General features: G+C 61.7%; 22 protein-coding genes and 1 tRNA gene. 15 read left to right on the top strand and 8 right to left on the bottom strand.

Going from position 1 to position 22,287, the window contains the following annotated elements; all coding sequences use genetic code 11:
* Positions 1-715: 715 nt before the first annotated feature.
* The 10 genes from BLU24_RS14820 (at position 716) to BLU24_RS14785 (ending at position 6,966) form a co-directional block, all read left to right on the top strand.
* Positions 716-2,431, top strand: a complete 1,716-nt coding sequence (locus BLU24_RS14820) for an amidase (protein ID WP_093101469.1) — start codon at positions 716-718, stop codon at positions 2,429-2,431.
* Between the two features lie 416 nt (positions 2,432-2,847).
* Complete coding sequence (locus BLU24_RS14815) at positions 2,848-4,143, top strand: OprD family porin (RefSeq protein ID WP_093101467.1); 1,296 nt, start codon at positions 2,848-2,850, stop codon at positions 4,141-4,143.
* Positions 4,144-4,224: 81 nt separating this feature from the next.
* A complete protein-coding gene (locus tag BLU24_RS27640) occupies positions 4,225-4,431 on the top strand; it encodes a hypothetical protein (protein ID WP_157720851.1) in 207 nt (68 codons plus the stop codon).
* Between the two features lie 267 nt (positions 4,432-4,698).
* A complete protein-coding gene (locus tag BLU24_RS14810) occupies positions 4,699-4,974 on the top strand; it encodes a DUF3077 domain-containing protein (RefSeq protein WP_093101465.1) in 276 nt (91 codons plus the stop codon).
* Complete coding sequence (locus BLU24_RS14805; RefSeq protein ID WP_093101463.1) at positions 4,971-5,237, top strand: short-chain dehydrogenase; 267 nt, start codon at positions 4,971-4,973, stop codon at positions 5,235-5,237. Before BLU24_RS14810 ends, BLU24_RS14805 begins: the two co-directional genes overlap by 4 nt.
* Positions 5,238-5,397: 160 nt before the next feature.
* Positions 5,398-5,643 carry a type II toxin-antitoxin system ParD family antitoxin gene (locus tag BLU24_RS14800; protein ID WP_093101461.1) on the top strand — a complete coding sequence of 82 codons (246 nt, stop codon included), beginning with the start codon at positions 5,398-5,400 and terminating at the stop codon, positions 5,641-5,643.
* The gene (locus BLU24_RS14795) at positions 5,636-5,926 is read left to right on the top strand and encodes a type II toxin-antitoxin system RelE/ParE family toxin (RefSeq protein WP_093101459.1); all 291 of its coding nucleotides are present in this window, start codon (positions 5,636-5,638) and stop codon (positions 5,924-5,926) included. The genes BLU24_RS14800 and BLU24_RS14795 overlap by 8 nt, the downstream gene beginning before the upstream one ends.
* Before the next feature lie 113 nt (positions 5,927-6,039).
* The gene (locus BLU24_RS28090) at positions 6,040-6,165 is read left to right on the top strand and encodes a hypothetical protein (RefSeq protein ID WP_269458766.1); all 126 of its coding nucleotides are present in this window, start codon (positions 6,040-6,042) and stop codon (positions 6,163-6,165) included.
* A 262-nt stretch (positions 6,166-6,427) separates the two neighbouring features.
* Complete coding sequence (locus tag BLU24_RS14790) at positions 6,428-6,703, top strand: DUF3077 domain-containing protein (RefSeq protein WP_093101457.1); 276 nt, start codon at positions 6,428-6,430, stop codon at positions 6,701-6,703.
* Complete coding sequence (locus BLU24_RS14785) at positions 6,700-6,966, top strand: short-chain dehydrogenase (RefSeq protein ID WP_093101455.1); 267 nt, start codon at positions 6,700-6,702, stop codon at positions 6,964-6,966. The genes BLU24_RS14790 and BLU24_RS14785 overlap by 4 nt, the downstream gene beginning before the upstream one ends.
* Before the next feature lie 151 nt (positions 6,967-7,117).
* Here the strand turns inward: BLU24_RS14785 and BLU24_RS14780 are convergent.
* The 7 genes from BLU24_RS14780 to fdnG all read right to left on the bottom strand — a co-directional run bounded on the left by BLU24_RS14780 (position 7,118) and on the right by fdnG (position 16,192).
* A tRNA-Sec gene (locus BLU24_RS14780) sits at positions 7,118-7,213 on the bottom strand.
* Positions 7,214-7,219: 6 nt separating this feature from the next.
* Positions 7,220-9,136: a selenocysteine-specific translation elongation factor gene (gene selB, locus BLU24_RS14775; protein ID WP_093106702.1), complete on the bottom strand. Its 1,917-nt coding sequence runs from the start codon at positions 9,134-9,136 to the stop codon at positions 7,220-7,222.
* Entirely contained in the window at positions 9,133-10,533 is a 1,401-nt protein-coding gene (gene selA, locus BLU24_RS14770) for an L-seryl-tRNA(Sec) selenium transferase (protein ID WP_093101453.1), read from the bottom strand. The genes selB and selA overlap by 4 nt, the downstream gene beginning before the upstream one ends.
* Before the next feature lie 51 nt (positions 10,534-10,584).
* Positions 10,585-11,511 (bottom strand): formate dehydrogenase accessory protein FdhE, encoded by a 927-nt coding sequence (fdhE, locus tag BLU24_RS14765; RefSeq protein WP_093101451.1) that lies wholly within the window; start codon positions 11,509-11,511, stop codon positions 10,585-10,587.
* A gap of 3 nt (positions 11,512-11,514) precedes the next feature.
* A complete protein-coding gene (locus BLU24_RS14760; protein ID WP_093101449.1) occupies positions 11,515-12,180 on the bottom strand; it encodes a formate dehydrogenase subunit gamma in 666 nt (221 codons plus the stop codon).
* Positions 12,177-13,112: a formate dehydrogenase subunit beta gene (gene fdxH / locus BLU24_RS14755; RefSeq protein WP_093101447.1), complete on the bottom strand. Its 936-nt coding sequence runs from the start codon at positions 13,110-13,112 to the stop codon at positions 12,177-12,179. The genes BLU24_RS14760 and fdxH overlap by 4 nt, the downstream gene beginning before the upstream one ends.
* Positions 13,113-13,126: 14 nt before the next feature.
* A complete protein-coding gene (gene fdnG, locus BLU24_RS14750; protein ID WP_157720850.1) occupies positions 13,127-16,192 on the bottom strand; it encodes a formate dehydrogenase-N subunit alpha in 3,066 nt (1,021 codons plus the stop codon).
* 354 nt (positions 16,193-16,546) lie between these two features.
* On the opposite strand from fdnG, the gene BLU24_RS14740 reads away from it, so the two are divergent.
* From BLU24_RS14740 to BLU24_RS14725, 4 genes are all read left to right on the top strand, one after another.
* The gene (locus tag BLU24_RS14740) at positions 16,547-17,701 is read left to right on the top strand and encodes a MalY/PatB family protein (RefSeq protein ID WP_093101443.1); all 1,155 of its coding nucleotides are present in this window, start codon (positions 16,547-16,549) and stop codon (positions 17,699-17,701) included.
* Between the two features lie 909 nt (positions 17,702-18,610).
* Positions 18,611-19,468, top strand: a complete 858-nt coding sequence (locus BLU24_RS14735) for an SDR family oxidoreductase (protein ID WP_090283578.1) — start codon at positions 18,611-18,613, stop codon at positions 19,466-19,468.
* Positions 19,469-19,554: 86 nt separating this feature from the next.
* Positions 19,555-20,166: a Yip1 family protein gene (locus BLU24_RS14730; protein WP_093101441.1), complete on the top strand. Its 612-nt coding sequence runs from the start codon at positions 19,555-19,557 to the stop codon at positions 20,164-20,166.
* 42 nt (positions 20,167-20,208) lie between these two features.
* Positions 20,209-21,552: a cation:proton antiporter gene (locus BLU24_RS14725; RefSeq protein WP_090283582.1), complete on the top strand. Its 1,344-nt coding sequence runs from the start codon at positions 20,209-20,211 to the stop codon at positions 21,550-21,552.
* A 23-nt stretch (positions 21,553-21,575) separates the two neighbouring features.
* Here the strand turns inward: BLU24_RS14725 and BLU24_RS27635 are convergent, their stop codons facing one another.
* A complete protein-coding gene (locus BLU24_RS27635) occupies positions 21,576-21,740 on the bottom strand; it encodes a hypothetical protein (RefSeq protein ID WP_157720849.1) in 165 nt (54 codons plus the stop codon).
* On the opposite strand from BLU24_RS27635, the gene BLU24_RS14720 reads away from it, so the two are divergent.
* The gene (locus BLU24_RS14720) at positions 21,739-22,035 is read left to right on the top strand and encodes a hypothetical protein (protein ID WP_093101439.1); all 297 of its coding nucleotides are present in this window, start codon (positions 21,739-21,741) and stop codon (positions 22,033-22,035) included. The genes BLU24_RS27635 and BLU24_RS14720 overlap by 2 nt on opposite strands.
* Positions 22,036-22,287: the final 252 nt, after the last annotated feature.

Genomic DNA, 22,287 nt, shown 5'->3' with positions numbered 1-22,287 from the left:
GTTCCGATGAGGGGCAGCCACACCACCAATCCAAAGCCGAACAACCGCTTCTAACCACTCAACAATGAGCGTTAGCTCGAGTGCTTTTGATCTTGATCTTGCCTAACCAGCGACATCGGAAGGCTGAGCGGAGGGATTGATCCGGGTGTGGGAGCGCAGCGACCGTACGACGAAGTCGTACACAGCGGAAGTAGGTGCAGCGCAGCAAACCGTAGCCGCTGCGCCCGGAGCGATCCCGCAGCGAAGGGACCCGAGCCTGCGAGGGCCGAACGCAGGAGCAAGCCTTTTCGGTTACCTTTTCGGCGTTTGGAAAAGGTGACCCGCCGTAAGGGCGGAACCCTAAGCCGCCGTGACCGCAGCAACGGATATGTACACAGCAACCCAAAAAACCAGCGCCTGAAAGAAAGCCATCGCTTGCAGGCAAGCTCCCACATCTGGAATGCATTCATCCCGGCAAACCCATGACTGCCTGACAAGCAGTATTCCTGTGAAACCTATTGCTGCCTGAAATGCAGTCCCCTGTGGGAGCCAGCCTGCTGGCGATGAGGCCGACGAAAAAGAAGAAAATCTGCTACCAATCCACTCCGCCGATTACTCCGCACGCTGCTTGGTGTTAAATAGGCGCCAGTCTTAACCTTGTCGCCTGAAGCCGTGCAACGAGAACTGCCATGAACAGCTATTGCTACAACGCCCAACCGCAAACGGCGGTGCGCGCATGATCGAAGTCACTGAAGTGTCCATTGCGCAATTGCGCGCCGCACTTGAATCCGGCCAGACCACCGCGGTCGAGCTGGTCGAGGCCTATCTGGCGCGTATCAACGCCTACGACGGCCCCGACACACCGACCGCGCTGAACGCCGTGGTGGTGCGCAACCCCGAAGCCTTGAACGAGGCCCGCGACTCCGATGCACGCCGCGCCAAGGGCCAGACCCTCGGCCCGCTCGACGGCATTCCTTACACCGCCAAGGACAGTTATCTGGTCAAGGGCCTGACCGCCGCGTCGGGCAGCCCGGCCTTCGCCGATCTGGTGGCCCATCGCGACGCCTTCACCATCGAACGCTTGCGCGCCGCCGGGGCGATTTGCCTGGGCAAGACCAACATGCCGCCGATGGCCAATGGCGGCATGCAGCGCGGCGTATATGGCCGGGCTGAAAGCCCTTACAACGCCGCCTACCTGACCGCGCCATTCGCCTCCGGCTCGTCGAACGGTGCCGGCACCGCCACCGCTGCGAGTTTCGCCGCGTTCGGTCTGGCGGAAGAAACCTGGTCGAGCGGGCGCGGCCCGGCGTCCAACAACGGCTTGTGCGCGTATACGCCATCGCGCGGGGTGATCTCGGTGCGCGGCAACTGGCCGCTGACGCCGACCATGGACGTGGTGGTGCCCTTCGCCCGCACCATGGCCGACTTGCTCGAAGTGCTCGACGTGGTGGTCGCCGAAGACCCGGACACCCGTGGCGACCTCTGGCGCCTGCAACCGTGGGTGCCGATCCCGCGCGTCAGCGAAGTGCGCCCGGCGTCCTACGCCGAACTGGCGGTTGACCGCGCAGCGCTGGCCGGCAAGCGTTTCGCCATTCCGCGCATGTACATCAATGCCGATCCCGAGGCAGGCACCAGCGAAGCCCCCGGCATCGGCGGCCCGACCGGCCAGCGCATCAACACCCGCGCCTCGGTGATCGAGCTATGGCAGCAGGCGCGTCAGGCGCTGGAAGCGGCCGGTGCTGAAGTGATCGAAACCGATTTCCCGCTCGTCTCCAATTGCGAAGGTGATCGCCCCGGCGCACCGACCGTGTTCAACCGCGGGCTGGTGTCGAAAGAGTTTCTGCATCATGAACTGTGGGACCTGACCGCGTGGGCCTTTGACGACTTCCTGCAGGCCAATGGCGACCCGAAACTCAATCGTCTGGTTGACGTCGACGGGCCGAAGATCTTCCCGCACGACCCGGGCACCCTGCCCAACCGTGAAGGCGATCTGGCCGCCGGCATGGACGAATATGTGCGCATGGCCGAACGTGGCATCACCCCGTGGAATGAAATCCCCACTGTCGCCGACGGCCTGCGCGGCCTCGAACAGACCCGGCGTACCGACCTCGAAGACTGGATGGACAACCTCGGCCTCGACGCCGTGCTGTTCCCCACCGTCGCCGACGTCGGCCCGGCGGACGCAGACGTCAACCCGGCCTCAGCGGATATCGCCTGGAGCAACGGCGTCTGGGTGGCCAACGGCAACCTCGCGATCCGCCACCTCGGCGTACCGACCGTCACCGTGCCCATGGGTGTCATGGCCGACATCGGCATGCCGGTCGGCCTGACCTTCGCCGGCCGCGCCTACGACGACTCCAGCCTGCTGCGCCTGGCCGCCGCCTTCGAATCCACCGGCAACAAACGCCAAATCCCCCCGCGCACACCGCCGCTGTCGGCCAAGGGGCAGTGAAGATCTTTATTTGAAAAGCGATCACTGTAGGAGCCAGCCTGCTGGCGATAGCTGACTTTCAGTCAATGAGCGGTTGAATGTTCAACCGCTATCGCTTGCAGGCAAGCTCCCACAGGTTTTGTGTTGTGCCTCAATAATCAGACATCCCCAAGATCCCTGTGGGAGCTGGCTTGCCAGCGATGACACCAGCAAATCCACCACCGCACTCAAGCCGACACCCGATCAAATGTAGGAGTGAGCCTGCTCGCGATGGCGGTGTGTCAGTCAATCTTATCGAGGCTGACACACCGCCATCGCGAGCAGGCTCACTCCTACAAGGTTCTATGTCATGGCTAGAACTGAGCACATCCGCCCAATCCCTCCCCCCGCAATTCCCCGATCATCCCGGCCAACCCCACCACCGCTGGCCACTGACCATGATCGACCGCGCCCCTTCGCGCCTCACCCTGCTTGCGCTGCTCTGCGGTCTGCACACCACCGCCCACGCCAGCGGTTTCTTCGACGATGCCAAAAGCCAGGTCCTGAGCCGCAATTTCTACCTGAGCAACGACTACCGCTCGCCCACGCCCTCCGGCAAAAACTACAAACAGGAGTGGGCTCAGGGCTTTATCGGCACCTTCTCATCCGGTTTCACCGAAGGCAGCCTCGGCTTCGGTATCGATGCCCACGCCTTCGCCGGGCTGAAACTGGACGGTGGCAGAGGCCATTCCGGAACCGGCCTGCTGCCAGTCGACAGCAACGGCCGCAGCGAAAACGACTACTCCAGCGCCGGCGGTGCGCTGAAACTGAAAGCCTCACGCACCACCCTCGCCTTCGGCGAAATGACCGTCGAGACGCCGGTGTTCGACACTTCCGACAAACGCCTGCAACCGGAATACGCCACGGGTTTTCTGCTCAACAGCGCCGAGTTCGACAACGTCAACCTGGTCGCCGGCCACTTCACCGCGTTCAAGAACCAGGATAGCTCCTCCGGCCACGGCGATTTCTACGGTTACGGCGCCAACACCGAGGCCGGCGGCATCAGCTTTGTCGGCGCGGACCTGTTCGGCGACGAGCCGCTGGGCGGCGCGCTGTACGCTTCGGAGCTGAGCGACACTTGGCACCAGTACTACGGCAACCTGCACTTCAAACAGTCCGGGCTGCTGCTCGACGCCAACCTCTACCACACCCGCGACACCGGCCGCGCACTGGCCGGCGAGATCGACAACACCGCGTTCAGCCTGTCCGGCAAATACGCCTTCGGCCCACACGCCGTTATGCTCGGCTGGCAACGCATCAACGGCGACACCCCCTTCGATTTCGTCGGCGGTGACTCGATCTACCTCGCCAACTCGATCAAATACGCCGACTTCAACGGCGCCAACGAACGCTCCTGGCAAGCCCGCTACGACCTCGACCTCGGCGCCTTCGGCATCCCCGGCCTGAAGTTCATGACCCGCTACGTCACCGGCAGCCACATCGACGGCACCCACGCCCCCAAGGGCGGCGCGTACAACCCGTTCGACGCCGACAGCGGCCAATACCAGCCACAGCAAGGCGATGGCGGCAAACACTGGGAACGCGATATCGACTTGAAATACGTCGTCCAGTCTGGCGCGGCCAAGGATTTGTCAGTGCAGCTGTCGCACGTCACCCACCGAGCGAATGAGGCGCAAGCCGGCGATGACATTGACCGGATTTATGTGGTGATCGAGTACCCGTTGGGCTTCTGACGGCTGCTTGATTTGAAATGCAATCAACCTGTGGGAGCCAGCCTGCTGGCGATAGCTGACCTTCAGTCAATTAGTGGTTGAATGTTCAACCGCTATCGCTTGCAGGCAAGCTCCCACAGGTTCTATGTGATGGCTGAATGTTCAGGCACACCCAAGTCCCCTGTGGGAGCCAGCCTGCTGGCGATGGCGGCAGGTCAGGCGCATCATTTGTGGCTGAACAACCGCCATCGCGAGCAGGCTCACTCCTACAAGGGTATTGGGCAAGTTCGCAAGGTTGGCGGCGGTTGACGGGTTTGGCCGCACTCCCTATCCTCGCGCCCTGTCACGACTCATTCGTGACCGGGTTTGACGGCCTGGACTTCTCATTACGCGCATAGCCTCTCTCTGCTCGTGCACCTTTGTGCTCGCTCATTGCATATGGTGACTGTGTGTGGGGCATCTTCGGATGCGCCGGGTTAGTGAGACCGGTCCGTCAACCTGCGCACAGTTGCCACCCATTCGTTTGACGGCGATCAAGTGGCAGCTCTCTTTAATTTTCAAAGAGATACCTCACTTATGAAACAAGCAAATACAACCTCGACTTCCTGCGACCACACTACTCAACATCCTTTCACCGTCCGCCCCAATATCCCCCTCCTCGACGCCCTCGAACACGCAGCCGTCTACCTCAACTGCGCCGAAGTCCTCGCCCATCAAGCGCCTACTGTCGCTCGCCCGGATCACAGCAGCTCCTTGCGCTGGGCCAGCCAGCAGATGCTCGCCAACGCCCGCGCCCTGATCGTGGCCTCCATCAACGGTCAGCAAGCCGCTCAGGCCAGGGTGGACGTATGAATGCCCATCTTTCGATGACCCACAACGAACACAGCATCCCCGTCCTGCTGGTCGCCACCGAAGCCCCGCTCGACGTCTTGCACAGCAGCGCCGCCAGCCGTTTTCTCGCCGTCACGCAAATGATGGAAAGCCTCGCCAGCCTGGCTATCGCCTCGGCCAAAGGCGCCGACGTGCAGCAACTGGCCCACGCCGCGGCGATGTTGCTGCGTGATGGTTGTGACGTGATGGATGTGCTGGGCCGGCAGATTCGTTTGCGGGTTTGATACCCGCAAGACGCAGCCTGCGGCAGCGCCTCAGAGATGAGCTGCCGCAGGCTGCGATCTTTAGCCGACGGACTACCGCCTGCACAACGGCTCGATGCTCGTTTGCGCACCAATAGTGTGATAATTTGCGCTCATTCGAACACCCGCTGGAGGCCCGAACATGGCAACCGTACGAAAAACCATTACCGTGACTGACCAGCAGGACCACTGGATCAAAGCCCAGATAGAAGCCGGTCATTACACCAACGACAGCGAATACATCCGCGATCTGATTCGACGCGAGCAGGAGCGAAACGCAGAATTGGAAACTGTCCGCGCCGCCCTTCGAGAAGGTGAATCGAGTGGAACACCTCGTTCCTTTGATCCCGAGGCATTCAAGAAAAGAATGTTGAGCGCGCATGGCTGAGTACCGCCTTACCCCCGCCGCCGAAATGGACCTTGAGACGATCTGGAGTTATACGGCACAACAATGGGGTCTGGATCAAGCCAATCGCTATATAGATATCATTACCGCAGCCTTTGAACAGCTTGCCGAGCGCCCCAGAACAGCACCGGCATGCGACGCTATTCGTCCGGGATATCGGCGCTGCAGTGTCGAGCGCCACATGATCTACTTTCGAATCACAGCCTATGGGATCGCAATCATCAGAGTCCTGCATGATCGGATGGAAGCGCAGCGTAATCTCTGACAAGGACTCGTATTTCGCCGGATACGATGGATTGCAGGTTTTGCGTCCCAAGCCTGGCGCATCACGGAAGGCTGGCGGCGCCGCTCAAACAAACTCGAAGGGGTAATCAACCTGTGGGAGCCAGCCTGCTGGCGATGGCGGCAGCTCAGGCGCATCATTTGTGGCTGAACAACCGCTATCGCGAGCAGGCTCACTCCTACAAGGGTATTGGGCAAGTTCGCAAGGCTGGCGACGGTTGACGGGTTTGGCCGCACTCCCTATCCTCGCGCCCTGTCACGACTCATTCGTGACCGGGTTTGACGGCCTGATAATCCAAGACGCACATTGTTTCCAACGTGCGCGCGCACTCCTGTGCCCGACGCGCTGCTCAATGGTGACTGTGTGTGGGGCATCTTCGGATGCGCCGGGTTCCTTGGACCGGTCCGTCAACCTGCACACAGTTGCCACCTATTCGTTTGACGGCGATGAAGTGGCGGTTCTCGACTTCCAAGAGGCTGCACCATGACCGAATCAACCACAAAGTCCACTCCCCGCGATCAAGTCACCCACCACCCTTTCACCGTCCACCCCGACATCCCCCTCCTCGACGCCCTGGAACACGCAGCCGTCTACCTCAACTGCGCCGAAGTCCTCGCCCATCAAGCGCCTACTGTCGCTCGCCCGGATCACAGCAGCTCCTTGCGCTGGGCCAGCCAGCAGATGCTCGCCAACGCCCGCGCCCTGATCGTGGCCTCCATCAACGGTCAGCAAGCCGCTCAGACCAAGGTGAAGGTATGAATGCCCATCTTTCGATGACCCACAACGAACACAGCACCCCCGTTCTGCTGGTTGCCACCGAAGCCCCGCTCGACGTCTTGCACAGCAGCGCCGCCAGCCGCTTTCTCGCCGTCACGCAGATGATGGAAAGCCTCGCCAGCCTGGATATCGCCTCAGCCAAAGGCGCCGACGTACAGCAACTGGCGCACGCGGCGGCGATGTTGCTGCGGGATGGTTGTGACGTGATGGATGTGCTGGGCCGGCAGATTCGTTTGCGGGTTTGATATATACCCAAATACAACCGCCAAAATACAAGCTGTGGGAGCGAGCCTGCTCGCGAAGGCGTTCGGCCAGACACTGAGAGTGTCGACTGGTACACCGGCTTCGCGAGCAAGCTCGCTCCCACACAGGACTGCGGATAGCGTTGAGTAAAACTGGCGGAAGGCAGCCGGAGTCGAACCTGCCCGGGAACGGATGCCGTCCCCAACCGGGTTTGAAGCCCGGCCGCGCCACCGGGCGCGATTGCCTTCCTTTGACTCATTGCGCGTTGGAGTTTGCCAGCGCGTTGTCGTAACGGATCTGCCGCGACTCGCCGATGCGCCGGGTCAGGCCCAGTCGGTCGAAGTACTCCAGATACTGAATACAGCGTTTGCGTCCCAAGCCTAGCGCATCGCGGAAGGTTGTCACCTGGATCTGCGGATTTTCCGCCGCCAGTGTCAGTAATACCTCTGCCATTCGGCGCAGTTGCGCGTCAGCCAGAAACAGGTCACGCACCACTTGATGCATCAGCCCAAGTCGCGCGCGTTTGCGCAGCAGCAGGCGTACGGCGGCGTCGTCATGGCCGAGCATTTTGGCGATGTCGCGGACCCACGGTGGGTCGAAGTCGGCGTTGTCGAACAGCGGCTGTATTTGTTGCCACAGGGTTTCGTCCTCGGCATTCAGGCGCACCTGATGTTCAGGCAGGTGCAGCCAGGGGCCGCTGCTGTGGATCGAGCCGGCGCTGAGCAGTTCGTCGAGCAGGCTGATAAACGTCGAACGCTCCAGCGCCAAACCACTGAAACGCCGCAGACGATCTCGGTCAGGCCCCATTTGGTCGGGTTCTTGTTCGTGGAATTGCGCGAGGCGTTGCAGCAGATTGAATTTCAGGTGCGCCCAGCGCTGCACGTTGAACAGCAGCGGGCCTTGGCGGGTGTCGATCAGGCGGACGTTTTGCGCTAACGACCACGATGCGCGCGGGCGATTGAACTGGCGTTCGAGGCGCTGCGGATCGAGCCCGCCAGCGCTGTGGTTGAGCAGTACCGGCAAGGCCTGTTCGAAGCTGTCGCTGCCGGCCAGGGTTTGCAGTTGCGCCAGACGTTCGGGGCTGCGGCGTTGCCGCGCCGGGGCGAACGGATCGAGGACCGTGCCGCCGCCCAAGGTGCGTTGCGCGCTGGCGTCACGCAGGATCAGCCGGTCGCCCTTGACCGCGTGTACCGGCGCATTGATCAACAATTGCGCGAACATGCGTTCGCCGGGGCTCAACCGTGGGCCTTCGAGCAAGGCAACTCGAGCGATCACGTCTTGGGTGCCGAGGTGTACGTGCACCGGGTGGAAGTGTTCGAAGGTGCGTTCGCCGGGCAGCAGTTGAAAGTCAATGTCGACCCGTTGCGTCGGCGCGTGCAGCCACTCGCTCAGCAGCCATTGGCCGCGATGGATCTGCGCCAGCTCCAGGCGCTCGCCGCTGAGGTTCAGCGCCACCCGTTGCCCGGCGTAAGCCTGTTCAGCGGGTTGATTCTGCGCGTGCAGGCCGCGCACGCGAACGATTTTGCCGGACGGCGCGAGGGTGAGTTTGTCGCCGACCGACACGGTGCCCGACAGCGCCGTGCCGGTGACCACAATCCCGGCGCCGGCCACGCTGAATGCGCGATCGATCGCCAGACGAAATCCCCCTTCGCCACTGCGCGCCTGCACTTCGTTTTGCGCCTGCACCAACGCCGCGCGCAACGCATCAACGCCCCGCCCGCTCACGCTCGACACGGTAAAGACCGGCGCGTCGGCAAACGGCCCCGGCGCGAGCAGATCCAGCACCTGGCGCTGCACCTCTTCCACCCTGCCCGCCTCGACCCGGTCGCATTTGCTGATCGCTATCACGGCGCGAGGAATGCCGAGCAGTTCGACAATCGCCAGATGCTCGCGGGTCTGCGGCATCACGCCGTCATCGGCCGCAACCACCAGCAACACCAAGTCGATGCCTTGCGCACCGGCGAGCATGTTGTGGGTGAATTTCTCGTGGCCGGGCACGTCGATGAACCCGCTCAGGCCGGCGCCGGGCTGCAGTTCGGCATAGAGATAACCGAGGTCGATGGTCATCCCGCGTTCGCGTTCCTGCGGGCGGCGGTCGCCGGTTTGCCCGGTCAGCGCTTGCAGCAGCGACGTCTTGCCGTGGTCGATGTGCCCCGCCGTGCCGACGATCACGGTGCGGCCTGCAACTGCGGCAGTTGCGCCAGCCACGCCGGCTCATCGTCGAGCTGACGCAGATCCAACCACAGCGCATCGTCGTCAATGCGCCCGAGCACCGGGATCGGCAAGGCGCGCAACGCGGCTTCGAGATTCAGCAGAGAGCGCCCGCGCAGGCGCTTGGACACCTGCGGGCGCATGCACAGCGCCGCACTCGGCAAACGCGCCACCGGTTGGCTGCCGCTGCCGATCATGCCCAGGGCCTCGACTGCGCTGACACTCCAAGTCTCACCCAGCATGTCAGCCAGCACCGGCTGCAACCGTGAAGCCTGGGCGAATATGTCAGCCTGCGGGCGGGTTAAAAGCCGCAAACTCGGCAGACGTTCAGCGAGGCGATCCGGGTCGCGATACAACCCGAGCACCGCCTCCAGCGCGGCCAGGGTCAACTTGTCCACGCGCAGCGCACGCTTGAGCGGGTTCTTTTTGATCTTAGCGATCAGTTCTTTACGGCCGACGATCAACCCGGCCTGCGGTCCGCCGAGCAGTTTGTCGCCGCTGAAGGTGACGATATCGGCGCCATCGAGCAGCGCCTGGCGCACCGTCGGCTCGGCCGGCAAACCCCAACGCGTCAAATCCAACAGGCTGCCACTGCCCAGATCCTCTAGCAATGGCAAGCCGTGCCGATGAGCCAATGCCGCGAGTTCAGCGGTCGGCACGCGAGCGGTAAAACCTTCGATGCTGTAATTGCTCGCATGCACGCGCATGATCAAACCGCTGCGCGGGCTGATCGCTGCTTCGTAGTCACGGGCGTGGGTGCGGTTGGTGGTGCCGACTTCGTGCAGGCGCACGCCCGCGCGGGCCATGATGTCGGGGATGCGGAAGGCGCCGCCGATTTCGATCAGCTCGCCGCGCGAGATGATGCCTTCCTTGCGCGCGCCGAGGCTGTTGAGGGTCAGCAGCACGGCGGCGGCATTGTTGTTGACCACGGTGACGGCTTCGGCGCCGGTCAGTTCGCGGATCAAACCTTCGATCAAATCGTCGCGATCACCGCGTTTGCCGCTGGCCAGATCGAATTCCAGATTCAGCGGATAACGTGCGGCACGCTCCACCGCTTCGATAGCTTCGTCCGGTAACAAGGCGCGACCGAGATTGGTGTGCAGCACCGTGCCGGTCAGGTTGAAGACGCGGCGCACCTGACTGCGCTGTTGTTGAATCAGGCGTTCGCCAACCCGGCCGGCGAGCACTTCAGGGCTGATTTCAATCGCCGAGAGTTGCCCGTTCAGGACGTCGCCACGAAGCTCATCGAGCAATTGCCGAAAGCTCGCCAGCAACGACTCACGCCCGTGGCGCTCAAGCAAAGCCACGCACGCCGGATGGCGCAAAAGCCCATCAATGGAAGGTAACCGCAGGGACATCCGCCACTCCTGGAGTCAATCGCTATCGCCCAAGAGTGTAGACGCTGCGGCTCATTCGTCTCCCGGCGCCAATAACAGATTCGGCGCCAGCCGTTGAAAGCCGTCCTGCGCCAGGCGCATGTCCAGCAGCAGACTGCCGAGGTCCGCCGACAACGCCTCGGCCTCGGCATCGTTTTCCAGATAGATCAGTTTCAGATAGCTGTTGCAGCCGGGGCAGACCTCTGCGCGCAACGGCGCCTGATTGGCAGCGTGGCGATCGTCCTCAAGGCTCAGATAGTCGAGGCCTTTGCTCGACTCGCAATACACGCACTTGACCCGCACCACATGCCATTCGCAGGCGCACAGCGAACACACCAGATAACGCAAGCCGTTGTGTTTGCCGCGATGGCGGATTACCCCGGCCATCGCCGGAGAACCGCACGCAGGGCATTGGCTAAGGCTGTCGCCGGGTTTCAGTTGCAGATGGGCGGCGCTGAGCAACCAGTGACTCCACGCCACTTGCAGCGCCGCGCCAAGGAATGGCACCAGTTGCGCCGGCACCAGTGAATACTGGCCGCTGACCAGAGCGACAGCCCAGGAACGCAATTGACCGGCGCTGGCGACCCGCAACGTCGTCACTGCCTCGATAACGGCGGGTTGTTCAGAAGGCTCATAACGCTGCAACAGCGCCGAAAGATAAGCCTGCCAGCCCTCCTCGCGCACCAAGGTGTCGGCGGCGAACGGCGGCAAGCCATGCTGCTGGCACGCCTCGATGCGTTGCTGATCAAATGGCGCGGTGAGCGGCGGATCATCGAACACCTGCTGCTGAACCCGGCATAACCCAGAAATCAAACGCAGATAGTCAGCCAGCGCATGCCCCTCGGCCAGTTGCTCGAGCCTTTGCGCGCGCAGCGCAAACAGGTTGCGCGGCGGCAGATACAAGAACGGCGGCGAACTGGCCGCCGCTTCGATTTCACCCGGTTCAAGAATAGTCGGCAAACGTCAGCCCTTTTTGCTGATGGAGCGCTCCGGCGCGTCCCTTGGATGCTCATCGCGAGTGAGGTCGCGATACCACAGCGCATGGTGTTTTTTCGCCCAGGCGCGGCTGACCCGGCCATGCAGCATGGCGTCGACCGAACCCTTGATCCACAGCCCGGCGTAGATGTGCACGATGATGCTCAGCACCAGGATGAACCCGGCCAGCGCATGCAAGAGCATCGCCCAGCGGATCACGCTGATGCCGAAGTACACGCTGAACCACGCGCGCCAGATCACCAGCCCGGTGAACAGCAACGCCAGCATGCACAGCAGTAAAGTCCAGAACAGCAGTTTCTGCCCGGCGTTGTATTTGCCCACTGGCGGCACGCTGTCTTCGTCGTTGACCATGACCCGGTTGATCCGCCGCAGCCACTGCCGATCGTTGGCGATGAAAAAGTTCGTGCGCCAAAAGCTGAACACCAGGCCAAGAAACAACACGAACATGGCGATGCCCATGTAGGGGTGCAGAATCCGCGTCCAGGTGCCGCCGCCGAACAGGTTGCTCAACCAGAACAGCGCCGGGTGAAACAGCGCCAGCCCGGACAGCCCGGCCATGAAAAACAGGATCGCCACCAGCCAGTGATTGGTGCGCTGGTTGGCGCTGTAACGCAGGATCGTCTTGTGGCTCATGGCCGCTCCTCCCCGCGTGGATCGTAGGTGTGCACCGCCGGGTCGACGACATGCACCGCGGTGTCGGGCGGCGTCGGCTGTTCATCTTCTTCGACGCGATTGGGGCCGACGCGTACATAGTGGAAGAAGCCGGCAATCACCGCCGCGCCCATCGCCAGCAGCGCCACGGGTTTGCTGAGGCCTTTCCACAAGTCCACCAGCGGACTGATCGCCGGGTGGTCCGGCAAACCGGCGTAGAGTTTCGGCGTGTCAGCGTGGTGCAAGACGTACATGACGTGGGTGCCGCCGACGCCTTGCGGGTCGTACAGACCAGCGTTGTCGAAGCCACGGCTTTTCAGGTCGACGATGCGTTCGGCGGCGTGCTCCTTCATGTCTTCCTTGGTACCGAAGACGATGGCGCCGGTCGGGCAGGTTTTCACGCAGGCCGGTTCCAGCCCGACCGCCACGCGATCGGAACACAACGTACACTTGTAGGCCTTGTGGTCCTTTTGCGAGATACGCGGAATGTTGAACGGGCATCCGGTGATGCAGTAACCGCAGCCGATGCAGTGATCCTGATTGAAATCGACGATGCCGTTGGCGTGCTGGATGATCGCGCCGGGGCTCGGGCATGCCGCGAGGCATCCGGGCTCGGCGCAATGCATGCAGCCGTCCTTGCGGATCAGCCATTCAAGGTTGCCAGCGTCGGTTTCGTGCTCGGTGAAGCGCATCAGCGTCCACGTGTCCGCGGTCAGGTCCTGCGGGTTGTCGTAGGTGCCGTGGTTGTGGCCGACCTCGTCGCGCAACTCGTTCCATTCCGAGCAGGCGACCTGACAGGCCTTGCAGCCGATGCACTTGGTGGTGTCGATCAGCTTGGCGACGGCGTCCTGATTGCGCACCGACGGCGGCACCGTGGTGGTGGCCGAGCGGGCAATGATGTCTTGGCTGGCCATTTATAAGGTCTCCACTAGAGCTTCTCCACATTGACCAGGAAAGACTTGGATTCCGGGGTCTGGGTGTTGCCATCGCCGAGGAACGGCACCAGCGTGTTGGTCAGGTAACCGTGGCGCGTCAGGCCGGTGAAGCCCCAGTGCAGCGGGATGCCGATCTGATGCACGATCTGGCCGTTGACCTGCAGCGGCCGAATCCGCTTGGTCACCACCGCCACCGCTTCGATAAAGCCGCGCTTGCAACTGACCCGCACGCGATCACCGGCGGCGATGCCCTTCTCTTTCGCCAGCACTTCGCCGATTTCGACGAATTGCTCAGGTTGCGCGATCGCGTTCAACTTGCAGTGCTTGCTCCAGAAGTGGAAATGCTCGGTCAGCCGGTAACTGGTGCCGGCGTAGGGGAAGTCCTTGGCCTCGCCGAGGCTTTCCCAGACCGAATCGAAGATCCGTGCCGCCGGGTTGCTGGTGGCTTTCTTGTTTTGCGGGTGCAGCGGGTTGATGCCGATCGGCGTTTCGAACGGCTCGTAGTGCTCGGGGAATGGCCCTTCGTTCATCTTGTCGACGGCAAAGAAGCGCGCCACACCTTCGGGGTTCATGATGAACGGGTTCATCCCGGCTTCCGGCGGCACGTCGGCCTTGTAGTCCGGCACGTCGGTGCCGCCCCAGGTTTTGCCGTTCCACCAGACCAGACGTTTTTTCGGGTCCCATGGCTTGCCCGCAAGGTCCGCCGAAGCGCGGTTGTAGAGAATCCGTCGATTGGCCGGCCACGCCCACGCCCAGCCCTGATGCTGGTGCATGCCGTAGGGGTCGGCGTTGTCGCGGCGGGCCATCTGGTTGCCGGCCTCGGTCCAGCTGCCGGCGAAAATCCAGCAACCGGAAGCGGTGCTGCCGTCATCCTTGAGCAAGCCGAACCCGGCCAGTTGCGTGCCGGCCTTGACCATCGCGCCGCTGGCATCAGTGAAGTCGGTTACCGCGCTGCCGTTGATTTCCTTGGCCAGTTCTTCCGGCGATGGTTCGTCGGCGATCTTGTACGGCCAGGACAGTTTCAGCAGCGGATCGGGGAATTTGCCGCCCTCGGTCTGGTAGCGTTTGCGCAAACGCAGGAACAGTTCGCTCATGATGCGAATGTCGGTCTGCGCTTCGCCCGGTCCATCGGCGCCCTTCCAGTGCCATTGCAGCCAGCGGCTGCTGTTGACCAGCGAGCCGTCCTCCTCGGCGAAACAGGTGGTCGGCAGGCGGATCACTTCGGTCTGGATCTCGGCGGTTTTCACGTCGTTGTACGGCCCGACGTTATTCCAGAACTCCGAGGTTTCGGTGGCCAGCGGGTCCATCACCACCAGCCATTTCAGCTTGGCCAGGGCGGCCATCACGCGGTTCTTGTCCGGCAGCGCGGCGATCGGGTTGAAGCCCTGGCACAGGTAGCCGTTCACTTTGCCCTGGCTCATCAGGTCAAACATTTTCAGGACGTCGTAGTTGGGAATGTCCAGTTTCGGCAAATGATCGAACAGCCAATTGTTCTCGGCGGTGGCGTTGGCGCCGTACCAGGACTTCATCAGGCTGACGTGGAATTTGCTGTAGTTCTGCCAGTACGAAAGCTGCCCCGGCCGGAGCGGCACTTGCGTGCGTTTGTGGATGAACTGGGCGTAATCCTGCTCGCTGTCGCTGGCCAAGGTCAGGTAACCGGGCAGCGCGTTGGACAGCAGACCGAGGTCGGTCAGGCCCTGAATGTTCGAGTGCCCGCGCAAGGCATTCACCCCGCCACCCGGCATGCCGACGTTGCCCAGCAGCAATTGCACCATCGCCGCGCTGCGGATGATCTGCGCGCCGATCGAGTGCTGGGTCCAGCCGAGGGCGTAGAGAATCGTCATGGTCTTGCCCGGCGTCGAGCACGTGGCGATCTCGTCCCAGATCTTCTGCATGGCGTCGACCGGCATGCCGCAGATCTGGCTGGCCAACTCGATGTTGTAGCGGCTGTAATGCTGCTTCATCAGTTGATAGACGCAGCGCGGGTCTTGCAGGGTCGGGTCGACCCGGACGAAGCCGTCCTCGGCGAACTCGTAACCCCAGCCGGACTTGTCGGTGTAGCTGCGTTTTTCCGCGTCATAGCCGCTGAAAATGCCGTCCTCGAAGCCATAACCGGCTTTGACGATGAACGATACGTCGGTGTAGTTGCGCACGTATTCGTGCTGGATCTTGTCGGTGGTCAGCAGGTAATTGATCAGCCCGCCCATGAAGGCGATGTCGGTGCCGGTGCGGATCGGCGCGTAATAGTCGGCCACCGAAGCGGTGCGGGTAAAACGCGGATCGACCACAATCAGCCGCGCAGCGTTGTGCGCTTTGGCCTCGGTCACCCATTTGAAGCCGCACGGATGCGCTTCTGCTGCGTTGCCACCCATCACCAGGATCAGATTCGCGTTGGCGATATCGGTCCAGGTATTGGTCATGGCACCACGGCCGTACGTCGGGGCAAGACTTGCCACCGTCGGGCCGTGTCAGACACGCGCCTGGTTATCGAACCCCAGCATGCCGAGGCTGCGAATCACCTTCTGGGTGATGTAGCCGGCTTCATTGGACGCCGCCGAGGCCGCGAGAAAACCGGTGCTCAGCCAGCGGTTCACCGTTTGCCCGTTGGCATTCTTTTCGATGAAATTGGCGTCGCGGTCGGTTTTCATCAGGTCGGCGATGCGATCGAGCGCCTCGTCCCAGCTGATTCGCGTCCACTCGCTGCTGCCCGGCTTGCGCACCTGCGGGTACTGCAAGCGGCCGGGGCTGTGAATGAAGTCGAGCAGGCCTGCACCTTTCGGGCAGAGGGTGCCGCGGTTGACCGGGTGGTCGGCGTCGCCCTCGATGTGAATGATGTTTTGCGCCACGTTTTTCCCGGCATCGCCCTGGCTGTACATGATCAAACCGCAGCCGACCGAGCAATACGGGCAGGTGTTGCGGGTTTCATGGGTGTGGGCGAGCTTGAAGTGACGCACCTGCTCGGCGAAGGCTGGCGTCGGGGCCATGCCCAACGCGCCCAGGCTTGAGCCTGCAAGGCCTATACCTGCGACCTTGAAGAACTGACGACGGCTGAGATCCATCGTGCACTCCTGATCAGGTGGAACCCGGTACTGGTGCCGGGTTTTATCTGGACAACCACGGTTGCGACGCCCTGGCGTCGACTTTTTCACTGTAGACAATCAGCGCAGCGCCCGGGTGAAAACCGACCGTCGGGTGTTTTTCTGCACGATTTGATGGCTTTGTACAAACTCTGTGGGAGCTGGCTTGCCAGCGATGGCGTCGGCACATTCAATATTGATGGTGCCTGATCCACCGCAATCGCTGGCAAGCCAGCTCCCACAAAGGTTGCAGGTGGCCGCGAGGATTTGTGTGCTCACGCAGGGTATGCGGCTTATCATGACGCCCCTGAACAACCCGCCTTCACGAGACCGCGCATGACTTTCGATTTTGATCAGGTATTCGACCGCCACCACACTGGCAGCACCAAGTGGAGCCGTTACCCGGCGGACGTTCTGCCGATGTGGGTCGCGGACATGGATTTCGCCGCGCCGCCGGTGGTGATCGAGGCCTTGCAGCAACGTTTGCTGCACCCGCTGGTGGGCTACAGCGTGGCGCAGGACAATCTGCGCGAAGCGATCATTACCGATCTGTGGAACAAGTACGCCTGGCAGGTCAAGCCGCAGGAGCTGATCTTCCTGCCGGGTGTCGAGTCCGGTTTCAACATGGCGCTCAAGGCATTGGTGCAGCCGCAGCAGAACGTTGTGGTGCAAGTGCCGAACTACCCGCCGCTGCGCCAGGCGCCGGGCCATTGGGGGTTGAACAAGGTCGAGCTGGAATTCGTCGTTCAGGCGGACGGCGGCTATGCAACGCCACTGACGGCGTTGCGTGATGCGCTGGTGGGCGGCGGCGCGCTGCTGCTGAGCAATCCGCACAATCCGCTCGGCAAGGTGTTTGCTGCTCAGGAGCTGCGTGATGTGGCTGATATCTGCATGGCGCAGGATGCCTGGATCATTTCTGACGAAATCCATGCCGAGCTGTGTTTTGACGGTCGCGTGCATGTTCCGACGGCATCGCTGAGCGCTGAGATCGCGCAGCGCACCATTACGCTGATGTCGGCGAGCAAGGCTTACAACATTGCCGGCCTGAAGACTTCGTTCATGATCATTCAGAACGCTGCGCTGCGTGAGCGCGTCAATCATGCTCGTTGCGGCATGGTCGACAGTGTCAATCCGCTGGGTATGGAGGCTACTCGGGTGGCGTACAGCGAAGGCGCGCCTTGGTTGGCGGAGCTGAAGGTTTATCTGCAGGGCAATCGCGACTGGCTGGTTGAGGCTGTGCGCAGTCGTTTGCCGGGGGTGACGATCGATGTGCCGCAGGGGACTTATCTGGCGTGGCTGGATTGTTCGGCGCTGGATTTGCCGGATCCGCAGCGGTTCTTTCTTGAGCAGGCGAAAGTTGGGTTGAGTGCCGGGGCGGATTTCAGTGATCGGCATCAGCAGTTTGTGCGCTTGAATTTTGGTTGCCCGCGGTCGTTGCTTGAAGAGGGCATTAGTCGGATGGAGCGTGCGCTGGCGCAGCGCGGTGCCTGATTCTTCGGTGATTTTCCTGAGCAGGTGATCTCCTGTGGGAGCTTGCCTGCAAGCGATGGCGGCCTTGTAGCCGCCCCATCACTTGTTGATGTACGCGGTTGATTTGTAGGAGTGAGCCTGCTCGCGATGGCTTTCTTTCAGGCGCTGATTTTCTGGTTGCTGTGTACATATCCGTTGCTTCGGGTGTTGCGGCTGGCGGTTTCGCCCTTACGGCGAGTCACCTTTTCCAGACGCCGAAAAGGTAACCGAAAAGGCTTGCTCCTACGTACGGCCCTCGCAGGCTCGGGTCCCTTCGCTCCGGGACCGATCCGGGCGCAGCGGCTACGGTTTGCTTCGCTGCACCTACTTCCGCTGTGTACGACTTCGTCGTACGGTCGCTGCGCTCCCACGCCCGGATCAATCCCTCCGCTCAGCCTTCCGATGTCGCTGGTTAGGCAAGATCAAGATCAAGAGCACGCGAGCTAACGCTCATTGTTGAGTGGTTAGGAGCGGGTGGTTGGCTTGGGATTGGTGGTGTGGCTGCCCTCACCCCAGCCCTCTCCCCCTGGAGAGGGAGCCGATTTTTGGGCTTTTCAGAATCTGAGTTCGACTCGGTATCCCTGGTCGGCGTATATCTCACATCCACCACGATCAGTCCCCTCTCCCTCCGGGAGAGGGCTAGGGTGAGGGGCTCTTGATTTTCGATTGATGGCCTGGTGGTACGCGCAATCCCTGTGGGAGCTTGCCTGCAAGCGATGGCGGCATGTCATTCAGCCTTTATTTCAACGGACACACCGCCATCGCCAGCAGGCTGGCTCCCACATTGGTTTTGCATGCATTCAAAGAAGACCCGCGCAAATCCGATCGAACTCACGGCAAATACCCCGGGTCAACCCGAGACACTTGCCTTGAAACGAAGGAGACCCTGCGATGAGCGACTATCCAAAACCACCCTTCCCCAAACAAGCCCAACCCGTGCCTGGCTCGCAGCGCAAGATGGAGCCGTATCCCGACTGCGGTGAGCAGAGTTATGTCGGTTCGGGCCGGCTGGCCGGCAAGATTGCGTTGATCACTGGCGCTGACAGCGGCATCGGTCGTGCGGTGGCGATTGCTTTCGCGCGTGAAGGCGCTGACGTGGCCGTGGCGTATCTGAATGAGCACGAGGACGCCAAGGAAACCGCGCGCTGGGTCGAGCAGGCCGGGCGTCAGTGTCTGTTGTTGCCGGGTGACATCGCCGAAAAAGCCCAGTGTCAGGCGCTGGTCGACAAGACTGTCGAGCGCTTTGGGCGTATCGATGTGCTGGTCAATAACGCTGCGTTCCAGATGACTCACGAGAATTTCGAAGAAATTCCCGACGAAGAATGGCTGATGACCTTCGATGTAAACATCACTGCGATGTTCCGCATCTGTCAGGCCGCGATCAAGCACATGCGCCCCGGTTCGTCGATCATCAACACCAGTTCGGTCAATTCGGACATGCCAAAACCGACCCTGCTCGCCTACGCGACCACCAAAGGGGCGATTGCCAACTTCACCGGTGGCCTGGCGCAGATGCTTGGGCCGAAGGAAATCCGCGTCAACAGCGTCGCGCCGGGGCCGATCTGGACGCCGCTGATTGTCTCGACCATGCCCGACGAAGAAGTGCAGAACTTCGGTGGCAGCACGCCGCTTGGTCGCCCCGGTCAACCGGTGGAAGTTGCGCCGATCTATGTGCTGCTGGCCTCGGATGAAGCCAGTTACATCACCGGTCAGCGCTACGGCGTGACCGGTGGCAAACCGATGCTTTGACCGCCGGCGAGAAAAACTGAACCCAGCGGCGTGGCGTGCCTCCATACCTTTAGAGCCCGACGGGCCAACAGGATCTGGAGGTCGTCATGTCCGCACCTATCGTCAAGCTGTTCACCCGACCCAACTTCGCCTGGACCGATATCCGCCGCGAAGAAGAAGCCCACCCCCGACACTACCTCGCGCACCTGCTGGTGCTGGCGCTGATTCCGGCCGTGTGTCTGTTCATCGGCACCACCTACGTCGGCTGGAGCCTGGCGGTCGGCGAGAACGTGCGACTGAGCACGGCCAGCGCCTTGCAGCTGTGCGTCCTGCTATACGTGACCATCGTTGTCGGCGTGGCGATCATGGGCGGTTTCATTCGCTGGATGTCGCGCACGTTTGACGCGCGGCCGACGCTCAATCAATGCATCGGTTTTGCCGCTTATACCGTGACGCCGTTTTTCGTCGCCGGCATTGCCGGGCTTTACCCCAGCCGCTGGCTGGCGATTCTGGTGCTCGGTGCTGCATCGATTTATTCGACGTTTCTGTTGTTTGTCGGGCTGCCGACGTTCATGCACGAGCGCAAGGAACAAGGCCTGCTCTACTCCGCCTCGGTGTGGGGCGTCGGTCTGCTGGTGCTGGTGACCCTGCTGGTATCGATGATTCTGCTGTGGTTCAACGTGCTCATTCCCGAGTACCTGCGCACGACCGCAGGTTGAGTCGATGAGTGTGTATACATTGATAATTGATGGCGGCCGCTCGTGAGTTTCACGGTGTGGGTCGCGGTGCTCGGCACCGTGTTGCTGACCCTGGCGCTGACCGCGTCGTACTTGCGCTGGATGCCGGTGACCACGTCGGCCGTGTGTTTGCTGCTGGGCATCGCCATCGGCCCGAGCGGCCTGAACCTTTTGAAACTGTCGCTGGAAAACGCCTCGCTGTGGATGGAGCACCTGACCGAAGTGGCAGTGCTGTTTTCCCTGTTTGTCTGCGGCCTGAAGCTGCGGTTACCGCTGACTGACAAGCGCTGGCGCATCGCGTTTGGCCTGGCCGGACCGGTGATGGTGCTGACAATTGCCGGGGTCTGCCTGCTGTTGCACTGGGGCCTTCAGTTGCCGTGGGGACCGTCGTTGCTGATCGGGGCGATTCTGGCGCCGACCGACCCGGTGCTCGCAGCGCTGGTGCAGGTCAACGATGCGCGGGATGTCGACGGCGTGCGCTTCGGCCTGTCCGGCGAGGCCGGTCTGAATGACGGCATCGCCTTCCCGTTCGTGATTCTCGGTCTGCTGTTGATTCACAGCGACAACGTCGCCGGCGAGTGGCAAGGCTGGCTGTTGCGCAGTGTGCTGTGGGCAGTGCCAGCGGGTCTGTTGACCGGTTACTGGATGGGTCGCGGTATCGGTCGCGTCACGGTGTTGCTGCGTATCCACAATGAAGACAGCACCCTCAGCCCCAATGATTATCTCGCGCTGGCGCTGATCGCTCTGGCTTACGTGGTTGCTGAAGCGATTGGCGGTTATGGCTTTCTCTCGGTATTCGCCGCCGGCCTGGGCTTGCGCCAGGTCGAAGTGAAGTCCACCGGCGTCAGCCAGCCGCCCGCCGAACATCTGGTGCAACCGGTGGTCGGCCATCAGAACGTCGAACCGCAACACGCGGTGCGTGGCGACACCGATGAACTGAAGAGCAGCCAATTGGCCGCCGGCATCATGATGGGCGACATGCTCGCGTTCGGCGGGCTGGTCGAACGGGCCATGGAAGTGTTTCTGGTGACCCTGCTCGGCGTGGTGCTCCTGGCGCACTGGGACTGGCGGGCGCTGCTGGTGGGCGGCGTGCTGTTCTGCCTGATTCGCCCGGCCTGCGTGGCGCTGATGCCATGGGGCACGCTGCTCAAGCCCCGTCAGCGGTTACTGATCGGCTGGTTCGGCATCCGCGGGATCGGCAGCCTGTTCTACCTGTTCTTCGCCTTGAATCATGGCCTGACCAACAACGTCGCCACGCTGTGTACTGACCTGACCTTGTCGGTGGTGGCGCTGAGCATCCTTGTGCACGGCATCAGCACCCAGCCAATCCTTGCGGGCTACGAACAGTACAAGAAACAAAAAAGCTGATTTTTTTCGTGGCGCTTTAACGGTTAATTGATCGAAGTTTTTTCTGCAAAAAAATGGATCCCCGCTTCGCTGTCAGCGGTCACACACATAACCGTCGCTGAGTGCATCACGCGGCGGCCCGGCAGGTTCGATTCCCCTGCGGCGCGACGCCTATGAAACGGAATCCTGAAGAAAAAGGTTACGGTCATGAAAGAACGTTCGACTCCTGCGCAAATCAAGGCTTGCAGAGCATTGGCTCTGGAACGCAACCGTCAATTGTTCGATAACGCCCACACCCTCAACCGCGCGGCCAACGCCATGCTGGAGGTGGAGAATCTGGATATGGAGCAGTTCGAGCATTACCGGGCTTTACGCAAGAAAGCCGATTTGTTGTTTGAGGATGCGATTGATCATCTGTGCGTGTTGAATGAGGATTTTCCGCCGATTCCTCAGGCGTCGCAGCAAACCCAGGCGGTTGAGCGCGAGCTTGAAGTGGCGAGTTGAGATTCAAAACCCCTCATCGGAACGCCGCCCGCCTAGCCCTCTCCCGGAGGGAGAGGGAACTGACCACGGTGACTAGTTGAATTGCGTCGACCTGAAATCCCGAGTCGAACACCAAATTTGAATCCCGTGAAGATCTGCTCCCTTTCCCCCTCTCCCCCCTGGGGGAGAGGGCTGGGGTGAGGGGGTACGATCTGAAGTCCACTACAAAATCCAAGCGAACAAAAAGCCCGAAACCATAAAGTCGGGCTTTTT

It is taken from the genome of Pseudomonas sp. Z003-0.4C(8344-21), assembly GCF_900104975.1.
Lineage (GTDB): Bacteria > Pseudomonadota > Gammaproteobacteria > Pseudomonadales > Pseudomonadaceae > Aquipseudomonas > Aquipseudomonas granadensis.
Note: the sequence above shows the minus strand (reverse complement) of the source record. Positions and strands in the feature narration are given on the sequence as shown.